Origin of the sequence: Streptomyces sp. NPDC004667 (assembly GCF_040609475.1) — a bacterium.
GTDB lineage: Bacteria > Actinomycetota > Actinomycetes > Streptomycetales > Streptomycetaceae > Streptomyces.
In genome coordinates this window covers 28,289-41,734 of sequence record NZ_JBEXKC010000011.1, presented here as the reverse complement: position 1 = coordinate 41,734, position 13,446 = coordinate 28,289, and the positions used below count along the sequence as shown (strand labels likewise).

Annotated in this window: 10 protein-coding genes; 4 read left to right on the top strand and 6 right to left on the bottom strand. The window is 74.2% G+C overall.

Annotated features, from left to right (window positions below; genetic code table 11):
• Positions 1–1,467, top strand: a complete 1,467-nt coding sequence (locus ABZW32_RS08725; RefSeq protein WP_356213134.1) for a DUF2079 domain-containing protein — start codon at positions 1–3, stop codon at positions 1,465–1,467.
• 131 nt (positions 1,468–1,598) lie between these two features.
• Here the strand turns inward: ABZW32_RS08725 and ABZW32_RS08720 are convergent, their stop codons facing one another.
• Together ABZW32_RS08720 and ABZW32_RS08715 are read right to left on the bottom strand one after the other, a co-directional pair.
• Positions 1,599–4,178: an FtsX-like permease family protein gene (locus ABZW32_RS08720; protein ID WP_356213131.1), complete on the bottom strand. Its 2,580-nt coding sequence runs from the start codon at positions 4,176–4,178 to the stop codon at positions 1,599–1,601.
• The gene (locus tag ABZW32_RS08715; RefSeq protein WP_356213128.1) at positions 4,175–4,963 is read right to left on the bottom strand and encodes an ABC transporter ATP-binding protein; all 789 of its coding nucleotides are present in this window, start codon (positions 4,961–4,963) and stop codon (positions 4,175–4,177) included. Before ABZW32_RS08715 ends, ABZW32_RS08720 begins: the two co-directional genes overlap by 4 nt.
• Positions 4,964–5,252: 289 nt before the next feature.
• Here ABZW32_RS08715 and ABZW32_RS08710 point away from each other — a divergent pair, with 289 nt between their 5' ends.
• Positions 5,253–7,001: an MDR family MFS transporter gene (locus tag ABZW32_RS08710; protein WP_356213125.1), complete on the top strand. Its 1,749-nt coding sequence runs from the start codon at positions 5,253–5,255 to the stop codon at positions 6,999–7,001.
• A gap of 76 nt (positions 7,002–7,077) precedes the next feature.
• Positions 7,078–7,893 (top strand): hypothetical protein, encoded by an 816-nt coding sequence (locus ABZW32_RS08705; RefSeq protein ID WP_356213122.1) that lies wholly within the window; start codon positions 7,078–7,080, stop codon positions 7,891–7,893.
• On the opposite strand, the gene ABZW32_RS08700 is transcribed toward ABZW32_RS08705, so the two are convergent.
• Positions 7,875–8,276 carry a hypothetical protein gene (locus ABZW32_RS08700; RefSeq protein ID WP_356213119.1) on the bottom strand — a complete coding sequence of 134 codons (402 nt, stop codon included), beginning with the start codon at positions 8,274–8,276 and terminating at the stop codon, positions 7,875–7,877. The genes ABZW32_RS08705 and ABZW32_RS08700 overlap by 19 nt on opposite strands.
• Positions 8,273–8,818: an ABATE domain-containing protein gene (locus ABZW32_RS08695; protein ID WP_356213116.1), complete on the bottom strand. Its 546-nt coding sequence runs from the start codon at positions 8,816–8,818 to the stop codon at positions 8,273–8,275. The genes ABZW32_RS08700 and ABZW32_RS08695 overlap by 4 nt, the downstream gene beginning before the upstream one ends.
• Before the next feature lie 82 nt (positions 8,819–8,900).
• On the opposite strand from ABZW32_RS08695, the gene ABZW32_RS08690 reads away from it, so the two are divergent.
• On the top strand, positions 8,901–9,752 hold the full coding sequence (locus tag ABZW32_RS08690; protein WP_356213113.1) for an alpha/beta hydrolase: 852 nt from the start codon (positions 8,901–8,903) through the stop codon (positions 9,750–9,752).
• 278 nt (positions 9,753–10,030) lie between these two features.
• On the opposite strand, the gene ABZW32_RS08685 is transcribed toward ABZW32_RS08690, so the two are convergent.
• Together ABZW32_RS08685 and ABZW32_RS08680 are read right to left on the bottom strand one after the other, a co-directional pair.
• On the bottom strand, positions 10,031–10,927 hold the full coding sequence (locus ABZW32_RS08685) for a DivIVA domain-containing protein (protein WP_356213110.1): 897 nt from the start codon (positions 10,925–10,927) through the stop codon (positions 10,031–10,033).
• Positions 10,928–11,050: 123 nt separating this feature from the next.
• A complete protein-coding gene (locus ABZW32_RS08680) occupies positions 11,051–13,441 on the bottom strand; it encodes an SUKH-4 family immunity protein (RefSeq protein ID WP_356213107.1) in 2,391 nt (796 codons plus the stop codon).
• Positions 13,442–13,446: the final 5 nt, after the last annotated feature.

The window sequence follows — 13,446 nt, the reverse complement described above, 5'->3', positions numbered from 1 at the left end:
ATGTCCACGTCCGGGAGCCCCCAGACCGCCGAGGAGCCCGCGGGCGGACCCGCCGCGCCCTCCCCGCCGGCATATGCCCGCCCGCCCGCCGCCGGGCGGGCCCGCCTGGCGGCCGCGGCCGTGCGAGGGGCCCCGTACGCGCTCGTCTGCGTGCTGTTCCTGGCGTACGCGACGCTCTCCGTCTGCCGCCACCGGCGGATGGAGGAGTCCTCCTGGGACCTGGGGATCTTCGAGCAGGCGGTCAGGGCCTACGCCCACCTCCAGGCACCGGTGGTGGACCTGAAGGGCCCCGGGGCCCTCGTCCTCGGCGACCACTTCAGTCCCGTCATCGCCCTGATCGCCCCGTTCTACCGGGTCTTCCCGGGCCCGGTCACCCTGCTGGTGGTGCAGGCGGCGCTGCTCGCGCTGTCCGCTCTGCCGGTGACCCGGGCCGCGGTCCGCCTCCTGGGGCAGGGCCGCGGGCTCGCGGTCGGGGTGGCGTACGGACTGTCCTGGGGAATCCAGCGGGCCGTCGACTTCGACTTCCACGAGATCTGCTTCGCGGTGCCGCTGCTGGCCTTCGCGCTGGAGGCGCTGCTCGCGCGCCGATGGCGGGCCGCGCTGCTCTGGTCGCTTCCGCTGCTGCTGGTCAAGGAGGACCTCGGGGCCACCGTGGCGGTGCTGGCCCTGGTGGTCGCCTGGCGGGCCCGGGCCGCCGACCGGCGGGCCGCGCGGCTCGCGCTCGGCGTCGCGGTGGCCGGGGTGGTGGCCGCCGTGGTGGTCTTCACCGTGGTGATACCCCACTTCGCCCTGGACGGGTACACCTACTGGGAGAAGATGGGCAAGGGCGGCGGTCCCTTCCAGGGGTACGGCACGAAGCTCGCCACCCTGGCCTGGCTGCTGGTGCCCACCACCGGGCTGCTGGCGCTGCGCTCCCCGCTGCTGCTGGTGGCCGCGCCCACCCTCGGCTGGCGGTTCCTGTCGAGCGACCCGTACTTCTGGTCCAGCGACTTCCACTACAGCGCCGTCCTGATGCCGGTCGTCTTCCTCGCGCTGGCCGACGCGCTCGACACCGTACGGCGCGACCGGCGGCCGTGGCTGCGCGCGTACGCCCTCCAGCTGCCCGCGGCCGTGCTCGCCGCGGCCCTCGCGCTGAGCGCGACCAGCCTGCCGCTGGCCCGGCTCGGGGAGCGGGAAACCTACCGCAAGCCCGCCCGGGTGGCCGCCGTGGAGAAGCTGCTCGCGCGGATCCCGGACGGGGTGGGGGTGGAGGCCGACATCGGCGTGCTGAGCCGGCTGACCTCGCGCTGCCGGGTCTTTTGGATCGGCAACACCCGGGGCGTGCTCCCGGCCTACCTGACCTTCGACAACTCCACCGGCTGGGCCGGGAAGGACCCCGTCGACTACGCCGCCCGGCTGCATCCGGGGTCGCGGTTCGTCCTGGTGGGCGAGGCGGGCGGGGTCGTCCTGCTCCAGCGGGTGGCCTGAGCCGGAAACGGACGTACGCCGGCCCCGGCCCGTCCTCTCGGACGTGCCGGGGCCGGCGCGCTTCCCCCGTGTTTCCCCCGCTCCCTCCCCCGTGCTCCCCCGTGTTCCCCCGTACGACCGGTCCGCGCCGACTACTCGCTCGCGATCGCGTTCAGTACGTTCATCCGCCCCGCCCGGAAGGCCGGGACCAGTGCGGCGAACAGGCCCACCAGGGCCGAGCCGGCGAAGACCCCGATGATCGTCGGCCACGGGATCTCCAGCACCTTCAGGCCCTGGAGGGCGAGGAGCTGCTGCGCGGTGGCGCCCCAGCCCATGCCGAGGCCCAGGCCCAGCAGGGCGCCGAAGAGGGCGATGACCACCGACTCCAGACGGATCATCCGGCGCAGCTGGCGGCGGGAGAGGCCGATGGCGCGCATCAGGCCGATCTCGCGGGTCCGCTCGACCACCGAGAGGGCCAGGGTGTTCACGACGCCCAGCACCGCGACGATGATCGCGAGTGCGAGGAGGCCGTAGACCATGTTGAGCAGCTGCCCGACCTGGTCCTTGAGGTCCTGCTTGTAGTCGGTCTGGTTGAGCACCTTGTACTGCGGGTACCCGGCCAGGGCCGCCTTGAGGGCCGGGTAGGCGTCGTCGGCCTGTCCCGGCTTCGCCTTGGCCAGCAGCATGAAGGGGCGGGCCAGCTGGTCGGCCGGAACGTTGGCCTCGGCGGTCGCGGTGCTGATGTACTTCACGCCCTTGTCGAGGTTGCCCTCGTCCGAGGTGATCGCGGCGACCTTGAGCCTGACCGTCTTGCCCCCGGTGAAGGCGACCGTCATCTCGTCGCCGACCTTGACGTGGTGCTGGTCGGCGTAGATCGAACCGACCGACATGGAGCCGGGCGCGTACGCGTCCTTGTGCGCTCCGGCGGTCATCTTGCGGCGCACGTCCTGGGCGTAGGTCGGGTCGGTGGCGCTCAGGCCGGTCCGCAGGCTGCTGCCGTCGGGCGCGGTGATCTTGGCGTCCACCTCGCGGTAGGCGGTGACGTGGTCCAGGCCCTTGGTGGCGCGCATGGCCTCCTCGGCCTGCGGCATGACCGGCTGTCCGGTCTGGGAGTCGACGATGTAGTCCGCGCCCACCGTCCGGTCGAGCTCGTCGGTGGCCGAGGCCACCATCGAGGAGCCCACCACCGACAGGCAGGCGACCAGCGCCAGTCCGATCATCAGCGCGGCGGCCGTGGCACCCGTACGGCGCGGGTTGCGCAGGGCGTTGCGTTCGGCGAGCCGGCCGACGGAGCCGAAGGGCCGCAGCACGGGGGCCGCGAGCACCCGGACCACCACTCCGGCCAGCAGCGGGCCGATCACGATGAAGCCGATGAGGGTGAAGAACACGCCCAGGGCCAGCCACAGCGATCCGACCGAGGCCTTCTCGGCGGCGGCGGCGAGGAACAGGGCCGCGCCGCCGATCCCGGTGAGGACCAGTCCGAGGACCGCGCGGACGGTACCCGCCTTGCGGTCGCCGGGGGTGCCGGCGTCGCGCAGGGCGGCCATCGGGGAGACCTTCCCGGCCCGGCGGGCCGGGATGTAGGCGGCGACCACGGTGACGATGATGCCGAGGAGCAGGCCGACGACCGGGGTCGTCCACTTCACGGTCAGGTCGCCGGTGGACAGGTGCATGCCCATCTGGCCCATGAGCTTCATCAGGCCGACGGCCAGGCCCACGCCCGCCGCGACGCCGGCGAGGGAGCCGACCACACCGAGCAGGAAGGCCTCGATGAGGACGGACCGGTTGATCTGGCCCCGGTCGGAGCCGATGGCGCGCATCAGGCCGATCTCGCGGGTCCGCTGGGCGACCAGCATCGAGAAGGTGTTGAAGATCAGGAAGATGCCGACGAGGAAGGCGATGCCGGCGAAGCCGAGCATCACGTACTTCATGACGTCGAGGAAGCCCATGTCCTTCTTGTTGTCGGCCGCGGCCTCCTTGGCGGTCTGGAGCTTGTACGTGTCCGCGCCGACCGCGGCCGCCACGTCCTTCTTGAGCTGCTCGTCGCTGACGCCGTCCTTGGCGGTGACGTTGACGTGGGTGAACACGCCGGTCGCGCCGAGGAGCTTGTCCTGCGCGGTGGCGGTGTCGAAGTAGACGATGGCCGCGCCCGGGTTGGTGACGGTGAAGGAGGCGATGCCGCTGATCTTCGTACGGATGTCACCGGTGACGGCGATGGTGCGCAGCTCGTCCCCGAGTGCCAGGTGGTGCTTCTCGGCGGTGTCGGCGTCGACCATCACCTCGGTGGGGCCGCGCGGGGCCCGGCCGGAGGTGATCTTCATGGACTTGAGTTCGTTGTCGGTCCAGTTGCCCGCGATGGTCGGGGCGCCGGTGCTCGACCCCATGTTCTCGTTCTTGGAGTTGACGACCGTGACGGCGGTCGAGAAGACGCCGCCCTCCGCGGACTTGACGCCCGCGGCCGTGCGGACGCTCTCCACGGCCGAGGCGGGCAGCACGCGCGGCTTGCCGCGGTTCTGGTTCTCCTCGCCCTCGCCCTCGGCCGGCGGCTTGGGGCTGACGGTGACGTTGGAGCTGGTGACCGCGAACAGCTTGTCGAAGGTGGTGTTCATGGTGTCCGTGAACACCAGCGTGCCGCAGACGAAGGCGACGGAGAGCAGTACGGCGATGGCGGAGAGCGCCATCCGCCCCTTGTGCGCGAAGAAGTTGCGACGCGCGGTCTTCATGACGGTCACGAGGTCCGCCCGCGCGCGTCGAAGTCCTTCATGCGGTCGAGGACCTGCTCGGCGGTGGGAGCGTACATCTCGTCGACGATGCTGCCGTCCGCCAGGAAGATGACGCGGTCCGCGTAGGAGGCGGCGACCGGGTCGTGGGTGACCATCACGATGGTCTGGCCCAGCTCGTCCACCGACCGGCGCAGGAAGCCGAGGACCTCGGCGCCGGCCCTGGAGTCCAGGTTTCCGGTCGGCTCGTCGCCGAAGATGATCGCGGGACGGGCGGCCAGGGCTCGGGCGACCGCCACGCGCTGCTGCTGGCCGCCGGAGAGTTCGGTCGGCCGGTGCTTGAGGCGGCCGGCGAGTCCGACGGTCTCGACGACCCGCTCCAGCCACTGCGGCTCGGGCTTGCGGCCCGCGATGTCCATGGGGAGGGTGATGTTCTCCAGGGCGTTCAGCGTCGGGAGCAGGTTGAAGGCCTGGAAGATGAACCCGATCTTGTCGCGGCGGAGCTGGGTGAGCTTCTTGTCCTTCAGGCCGGTGATCTCGGTGCCGTCGAGCTCGATCCGTCCGCTCGTGACCGTGTCCAGCCCGGCCAGGCAGTGCATCAGCGTGGACTTGCCCGAGCCCGAGGGGCCCATGATCGCGGTGAACTGGCCGCGGTGGATGTCCACGTCGACGGCGTTCAGGGCGACGACGCGGGTCTCGCCGGAGCCGTAGGCCTTGACGACCTCGCGCGCCCGGGCCGCGACGGGGCTCTGGCCGCCGGTCCCTCCGTGCCTGGTTTCGGTCATCGCCGTTGTCACGGTGTTCTCCCCCGTTGTGTTTCGTCTGCGCGCCCGAATGCGTCGCCGCCGTGAAGTCTGCGGTGCGGGGGGTGTCCGGCGCCCTGGTGCCCTTCGCCGTATCCACCGGGGGGTTAACCCCACCCCCACGTCCCCGTCCGTAGGAACCAGTTAAGGACGCCGGGGGTGCCTTCGGCCTCATCCGCCGGGACGAAAGCCCCCTGCCCCCTTGTGGGGAGACACCCCTAGGGGATGTCCGCCCTTCGGGCGATCCGGTGTAGGGGATACCGCGGATCGCACCCCCGGTGAGATGGTGATATCCGCCGCGAAGGGGGACAGGGTGGGGTCGGGGAAGAACGGGGCGGACGCCCACGGGCGGGGGACGCCGGCAGCGGTGGCGGGTCCGCCGGCAGGAAAGGTTCCCGCCAGTCCGACGGCCGCACCCGGAACGGCCGCACCCGGAACGGCCGGTCCCACGGCGGGCGGTCCCACGGCGGGCGGTCCCGCCGCGGCCGGTCCCGCCGCCGCGGCCGGTCCCGCCGCCGGGGCCGCTCCCGCGGCGGACGGCGCGCGGAGGCGCCCGCCGACCGCCGTCGTGGTCGCGCTGATGCTGAACATGGCCCTGGTCGCCCTCGACAGCACGATCGTCTCCACCGCCGTCCCCCAGATCGTCGGGGACCTCGGCGGGTTCTCCGTCTTCACCTGGCTCTTCTCCGGCTACCTCCTCGCGGTCACCGTCACCCTCCCCGTCTACGGCAGCCTGAGCGACACCCTCGGCCGCAAGCCCGTCCTCCTCTTCGGCACCGCCCTCTTCCTCCTCGGCTCCGTCCTGTGCGCGTCCGCCTGGAACATGGCCGCGCTGATCGCCTTCCGGATCGTCCAGGGGCTGGGCGGCGGCGCCCTGCAGAGCACCGTGCAGACCCTGGCCGCCGACCTCTACCCGCTCCGGGACCGCCCGCGCATACAGGCCCGGATGACCACCGTGTGGGCGAGTTCCTCCCTGATCGGCCCGGCCCTCGGCGGTGTGCTCGCCGCCTGCGCGGGCTGGCGCTGGACCTTCCTGATCAACGTGCCGCTCGCCGGGCTCGCCCTGTGGCTGACCGCCCGCCACCTCGTGGAGCCCGTACGCTCCCCCGGCCGCCGGGGCCCCGTCGACTGGGCCGGGGCCCTCGGCGTCTTCGCCTGCGGCGGGCTGCTGCTCTTCGCGCTGGTGCAGGGCGGGGTCGCCTGGCCCTGGCTGTCGGCGCCCTCGCTGGGGCTGCTCGGCGCGAGCGCCGCCCTGGCCGCCGTGGTGGTCCGGATCGAGCGGCGCGCGGCGCGGCCGATCCTGCCGGGCTGGGTGTGGCGCCGGCGCACCATCGCCGCCGTCAACCTGGCGCTCGGAGCCCTGGGGCTGCTGATGGTCGCCCCGATGGTGTTCGTGCCGACCTACGCACAGTCCGTACTCGGCCTCGGGCCGGTGGGGGCCGGCTTCGTGACGGCGCTGATGACCCTGAGCTGGCCCCTGTCGGCCGCCCTGTGCCAACACGTCTACCGGCGCATCGGCTTCCGCGACACCGCCGTCCTCGGCATGTCCCTCGCCGCGGTCGTCCTGTTCGCCTTCACCCTGCTCCCGTATCCCGCCCGGCCGTGGCAGCCCGCGCTCGTCATGCTGCTGCTGGGCGCCGCCCTCGGGCTGTTCCAGCTGCCGCTGATCGTCGGCGTGCAGTCCACGGTGGGCTGGGCCGAGCGGGGCACCACGACGGCCTCCGTGCTCTTCTGCCGCACCGTCGGGCAGAGCGTGGGGGCCGCGCTGCTGGGGGCGGTGGCCAACGCGACCGTCGCCGCCCGGCTGGCGGACTCCCCGGCCGCGGGGTCCCCGGAGCGGCTCGACGACGTGTCGCGGGCCCTGGCCGAACCGGGCTCCCTGGCCCCGGCCGCCTCGGACCACCTGCGCTCGGCGGTGGCGGCGGCCGTGGACCACATCTTCCTGGGCGCGACCGCCGCGGCCGTGGCCGCCCTGCTGGTGCTGCTGCTGGTGGCGCCGCGACGGTTCCCGGTACTGCCGGAACAGGAGTAGCCGCCACCGCCCAGACTTGTCATGCCCGGACCCATTGGGTGACCCTCTTCCCCAGGACCGCACCCTGGGGGACGACATGGCATCCGCACTCTGCGCACTGGCGTTACTGGCCGCGCTGGCCGGCCCCGTCGGCCTGCGCCTGTACCGCAGGCCCGGAGCGGTGACCGGCCGCGACGGCCGGCTCTCCACCTCCACCGCCCTCGCGCTGGCCTGGACCGTGATCCTGGTCTGGCTGCTGCTCGCGATCCTCGGGTACGGACTGACGGCGGGCGGCGGCGTCCGGTACTTCCACGGCCCGGACGGCCCCCTGTCCTCCCTGACCTCCGTCTACCTCCCGCTGCTCGGAGGCCCCTACGTGGCCCTGATCGCGGCGAAGACCGTCGTCGGGATGCGGGTGGAGAGCGGCACCCTGGCCAAGCCGGCCCCCAGGCCCACCGCCACCGGCCGGCGCCCGCTGCGCGAACTGATCGCGAACGACAGCGGCCGCACCGACCTCGTAGACCTCCAGTACGTGGCCCTGAGCGCCGTCACGATGCTCTACGTCGTCCTGTTCTTCCTCTCCGACGTACGCGCGGGACTCCCCCGGCTGCCGTCCGAGATCTGGGCCCTGACCGGCGCCCCGGCCGGGGCCTACCTGGTGAACAAGCTGGCCACCCGCGCCAACCCGGTCATCACCCACGTCGAAGCCGCCGACGGCCTGCTCACGGTGGAGGGCGGCGGCTTCGCCGAACCCCGCCTCACGGTGGACGACACCGCCCTGACGGCCACCCCCGACCCGGCGACGGGCGCCCTGACGGCCCCGCTCCCGGCCACGGCGAAGCCCCCGTTCACGGTGGTGGTCACCTCCCGCGGGCTGCGCAGCGACCCGTACCGCTACGAGCCGGCCGGGTAGCCCTCCTCCTCGGGGCCGATGCGGTTGACGCGCCACCCCTCGGGGGTCTCCGTCAGGGTCAGCGCCCCGATCCACTCCGCCCCGTCCGCCGGGTACTCCCATTCGTCGGGGTCCGCCAGCACGGCGGGCAGCTCCGCACGCGGGACCGGCTCGCCCGGCTGATAGCCGGGCGAGCCGTCGGGCGCGGTCCACGGCGCGACCCGGCGCACCTCCACCCAGCCCCGGTCGACGAGATCGAGCAGCATCGCGGCCAGCGCGGAGACCGGCAGCTCCTTGTCCTCCTCCGCCAGGTCGCCCCAGACCCCGGGCAGGATGTCGATCTCGAACGCGTTGATCATGAACGCCCGCCGGCTCTCGTCCAGCGCATCCCACTCACGGCTCACGCGCCGGCCTCCTTGTGGCGGGCGTAATAGCGGGCCACCCGGGCCCGGTTGCCGCAGACCGACGCCACGCACCAGCGGCGCCGCGGGTGCGCGGGGAGGAACAGCAGCACGCAGCCCTCCGCCTCGCACCGGCGCACCGAGGTCACCCGGGGGTCCGTCGCCAGCTCCGCCACCGACTGCGCCAGCTCCGCCGCCAGCCGCCGCGCCGGGTCGGCCGTCCGGCGCGGGGCGGCCGTCAGCCCGGCCCCGCCGGTCCAGGCCAGTTCGGTGTGCGAGGGGGCCGCGGCGAGGAAACCGTTCAGCGCGCGCAGCGCCCCGGCCGGTGGCGGGCCGCCGCGCCGGACGGCGTCCAGCACCGGCCCGGCCGCCTCCCGGACGGCCCGCACGGCGGACACCTCGGCCTCCCCCACCCCGCCGACCGGCTCCAGCCGCCCGGCCTGCTCCCCGATCCAGGCCGCGAGGCCCTCGGGGGCGTCGAGGAGCTCCCCCGCGTTCAACAGGTCCAGGGCGAGCGGCTCACCCACAAGCGGAAACGACACCATGAAACTAACTCTACCAACCCCCCTTGACCCATTAGCCACGCCTCCGCAAGACTAATGCCACCAAGCCACAAGGAGGCATGTGATGCCGATCCACCGCACCGTCGACGTCGACGGCGTGTCCGTCGCCTACCGCGAGAGCGGCCCCGCGAACGCCCCCGTCCTGCTGCTCCTGCACGGCTTCCCCACCGCCTCCCACCAGTTCGCCCGCCTGATGGACGCGCTCGGCGACACCCCGTACCGGCTGATCGCCCCCGACTACCCTGGCTTCGGCCGGACCGAGGCACCGGACGGGTTCACGTACACCTTCGACCGGCTCGCGGACGTCGTGGAGGGCTTCACCGACGCCCTCGGCCTGGACCGCTACGCGCTCTACGTCTTCGACTTCGGCGCCCCCGTGGGCCTGCGCCTGGCCGCCCGCCGACCGGACCGGGTCACGGGCCTGATCGTCCAGAACGGCAACGCGTACGACGAGGGCCTCTCGGACGCGGCCCGCGAGTTCGCCGGACTCGGCCGCGAGGTCCCCGGCAACGAGGACCGCGTCCGCCGCCTCTTCACCGAGGAAGGCACCCGCTTCCAGTACGAGACCGGGGTCGCGGACCCCTCGCTCGTCTCCCCGGACAACTGGACCCTGGACCTCCACTACCTCGGCCTGCCGGGCCGCGCCGACGCCCAGGCCGACCTGGCCTTCGACTACGCCAACAACTTCGCGCACTACCCCGACTGGCAGACCTGGCTGCGCACGGCCCGCCCGCCCCTGCTGGTCGTCTGGGGCGCGGGCGACCCCTTCTTCACCCCGGCGGGAGCGCAGGCGTACCGGCGCGACGTACCGGACGCCGAAATCCACGTCTTCGAGGGCGCGGGCCACTTCGCCCTGGAAACCCACCTCGCCACCATCGCCCCCTTGATCGCGACTTTCCTGACGAAGCACGTCTGAGCCCACCCCACCCCGACCGCAGGGCCGGCCGGACTGCGCCCGAACCAGGCCGGGGGCGGGGACGGGGTGGGGTGTCGTCCGGGACGTAAAACGTGATTTGTTGGCGCGCGGTACCGGCACACGACTGGAGGCCCGGACAGGGCGCCATAAATCATGCAGTCCCGGACGGCACCCCGCCCCGGCACCGCCCCCGGCCACCCCCGACCCGCCCGGCGAGGACACCGGCCCGACCAGGGCACCGCCCCGCCCCGGACACCCGCCCGGCCAGGGCACCCGCACTACCCCTCCGCCGGCGCCCGCCCCGTAAGCGCCGCCAGGCTGGACCGCACGTGGTTCATGTGGGCCCGCATCTCCTCCTGCGCCTCCTCGTGCTCCCGCAGGACCCGCTCCGTCTCCCGCCCCACCCGCTCCTCCCGCACCCGCGCCTCGGCGATCAGCTCCGCGGCCCGCGCCTCCGCGTCCTCCTGCCCGTGCCGCGCCGTCTCCTCCGCCTCCGCGAACCCCCGCCGCGCGTCCGCCAGCCGCGCCTCCGCCAGCCGCTCCTGCTCCGCGTTCCGCGCCTCCAGCTCCGCCTGGCGCGCGGCCAGCTCCCGCCCGGCCGCGTCCCACCGCTCCGCGTGCTCCTGCTCCCGCTCCGCGAGCAGCGCCTCCGTACGCCGCCGCATCTCCCCGAGCGCGGCCACTCCCTCCGCCCGCCGGCCCGCGGCGTCCTCCCGCGCCTCCGCCCGCGTCGCGTCGGCCTCCCGCTGCGCCCGCAGCAGCCCCTGCCGCGCCCGGACCTCGGTCTGCTCCCGCACGGCCTCCGCGTCGTGGCGCGCCAGTTCCGCCACCCGGTCGGCGTGCGCCTCGGCCGCGCCCTTCGCCTCCACCGCGTCGGCCCGCGCGTCACTGCGCAGGACCTCCGCCTCCTCCTGGGCGAGCGACAGGATCCGCCGGGCGCGCTCGCTCAGCTCGTCGTACGTCTGCGGGGCCAGCGAGGCGACGGCGACGGCCAGCCGCTCCGCCTCCGCCTCCATCCGCTTGGCCAGGACGGTCAGCCGCGCCACCCGTTCCCACGCCTCGTCCCGGCTCCCGGACAGCCGGGCCAGGTACCGGTCGACCTCTTCGGTCCGGTAGCCGCGACCTCGCACGGTCGAGAAACCCTGGGGTCCCTGAGGTGACATGGGTGCACTCATCCTGGAAGCGCCTCTCTCGCGGGGATTGCTGACAAGGATGCGTCATTTGGTGTCAGAAGCCGGAATGGCCGGGCCGGGACCCCGTTCGAAGGTCCCGACCCGGCCGTACATCCGATCATCCGATCAGAGGAGCCCGTCCCACATCTGCTCCAGCAGCACCGACCACCAGCTCTCCGGAGAGGCCAGCGCCGCACTGTCGAGACCCGCCAGATTCGCCTGGAAATCGACGGTCCAGCGGCCCGCCTGCTCCGGCGTCAGATGCTGCCTCAGGCGCCACATGTGGCCCAGCATCGCCAGCGAACGCGCGAACTGCGGCAGGCTCGAATTCACGAACTGCGGCGGTACGGGCGCCCCTCCGGGTCCGGCCTCCACCGGGACCGCCACTATGTGCGCGGTCCCGTACTGCACGCAGAGCGCCTTGCCGAAGTCGCTGCCGACCACCAGGTACGAACCCGCGTCGGACGCTGCCTGGACCTGCCGCTGCGCCGCCAGCTCGGCCAGCGTCGGCACCGGCTGGCCCGGCACGGCCTGCGCCCAGAAGAACGGCCCGAAGTCGACGGGCAGACCGGCCCACATCAGGGTCTGCGCCACGATCTCCGGCACGCCCTGACGGGACACCGCCCGCTGGTCGAAACGGAACACGCCCTGCGGCCCGAAGGCGCCGGCCAGTTCCTGCGCGATGGCGTCCATCGGGATGGCCGGCTGCAGCGGGACCTGCGGCAGCGGCGCCCGCACCGGAGCCGGACGCGCCGGCCCGTCGGCCACCTGGTGCAGCTCACCCTGATGGGTGAGCAGGTGCCGCATGCCCTGCTGACGTCCCGCGTGGTCGGTCCCGTACGGGGCCACGCTGGTGATCCGCACCTGCGGCCAGGTCTCCCGGATCATCCGGGCGCAGTAGCCGCCGGGCAGCTCGCAGGAGGCCAGCTCGGTGTGCAGCTCCAGCACCTGCTGCGGCGGCACGTTGAGCGCGCGGAGCTCGTAGAGGATCTGCCACTCGGGGTGCGGGGTACCGGGCGCCGAGCGGCGGATGATCTGCTGCTCGGAGCCGTCGGGCGCGCGGTAGCGCAGCACGGCCTGGTAGCCGGGTCCGACGGTGGGCGCGCCGGACGGGGCCTGGGGCTGCTGCGGAGCCGGACCGCGCGGCGGACCGGCGGGCGCGCCGGGCGGCGGGCCGGGCGGCTGCACGACGGCGGGCCCGGCGAGCATGGTCGCCGCGTGGTCGATCCCCCCACCGGGAGCACCGGGCGCACCGGGCGCGCCAGGAGCACCCGGCGCACCGGGAGCCCCCGGCGGTGCGGGCGGCGGCACCATGCCGGGCGGCGGCGTCGGCGGACCGGGCGGACCCGGCGGCCGGGGCGGCTGTACGACGGCGGGCCCGGCCAGCATCGTCGCCGCATGGTCGATCCCCCCACCGGGAGCACCGGGCGCACCGGGAGCGGCCGGCGGCGCGGCGGGAGGTCCCGGGGGACCGGGAGGCTGCACCACGGCGGGCCCGGCGAGCATGGTCGCGGCGTACTGCGCCCCGCCCCCGGGAGCACCGGGAGCACCGGGCGCACCAGGTGCACCAGGTGCACCGGGAACCCCCGGAGCCGGAACCGGCGGTACCGGCGAACCCGGCTGGCCCGGCGGCTGCGGCGGCTGCTGCTGAAGCGGCTGAGGCTGGTGCGGCGGCTGAGGCTGGTGAGGCGCCTGCGGCTGGTGCGGCTGCGGCGGCGACTGCGGCCGCCCCCCGCCCGCCCCCGGCGCCTGGGCCCGGCTCGTCGGCGCGTCGGCGATCCCGCCGGCCCCGTCCGGGATCCCCAGCGCCGGGGCGACCGTGGTCTTCGGCAGCTGGCTGCCGCCCGCCATCAGCGTGGTCTTGGCCTCCGGAGCCACCCCGGAGGGGGCCGACGGGCCGTCCTCCAGATCGGTGCCGGACAGCGGCGGCGCGAACACGGTGGCGGGCAGCGGCACGGAGGCCCCGTCCGCGCCGGAGTTCACATCGGTACCCGCCCACGGGGTGGACCCGGACGGCACCCCGCCGCCCGCGGCCGGCTCGTGGGGGGCCTCGCCCCCGCGCCGCAACGGCACCGGCTCGGCCCCGCCACCGGAACCGGAAGCGGAAGCGGAAGCGGCAGCCGGAGTCGGAGCCGGCGGGATCCCCGCCCGGTCCGCCGCCTCCTGGAGCCACTCCGGCGGGCTCAGCATGAAGGAGGTCTGCTCCGAGTCGATCCGCGGCGGCGGCACCGAGGCCTCCGCGGCGGCCGCCACGGCAGCGGCCCCGTACTCCTCCTCGTAGCGCCGGATGACCTCGCCGACCGGCAGCCCCGGCCACAGGGTCACCTCACCGCTGTCCCGCGCGATGACCAGCCGCTGCCGGCCCCCGCCGGACACCGGGCCGGCCGCCCGGTCCTCGGCCCACACCACGAAGCCCAGCCCGAACTCCCGTACGCGCACCTCCCGGTGCTGGTACGCGGGCACGTCCCCGTTGATCCATTCCTCGGCGCGCTCCTGCGCCTGCGCAAACGTCACCACGGCGT

Bases quoted from the DNA above. Each gene is read 5' to 3' on its own strand.
- ABZW32_RS08685 (WP_356213110.1), bottom strand. From the start codon at position 10,927: ATGAGTGCACCCATGTCACCTCAGGGACCCCAGGGTTTCTCGACCGTG.
- ABZW32_RS08705 (WP_356213122.1), top strand. From the start codon at position 7,078: ATGGCATCCGCACTCTGCGCACTGGCGTTACTGGCCGCGCTGGCCGGC.
- ABZW32_RS08690 (WP_356213113.1), top strand. From the start codon at position 8,901: ATGCCGATCCACCGCACCGTCGACGTCGACGGCGTGTCCGTCGCCTAC.
- ABZW32_RS08710 (WP_356213125.1), top strand. From the start codon at position 5,253: ATGGTGATATCCGCCGCGAAGGGGGACAGGGTGGGGTCGGGGAAGAAC.
- ABZW32_RS08725 (WP_356213134.1), top strand. From the start codon at position 1: ATGTCCACGTCCGGGAGCCCCCAGACCGCCGAGGAGCCCGCGGGCGGA.
- ABZW32_RS08695 (WP_356213116.1), bottom strand. From the start codon at position 8,818: ATGGTGTCGTTTCCGCTTGTGGGTGAGCCGCTCGCCCTGGACCTGTTG.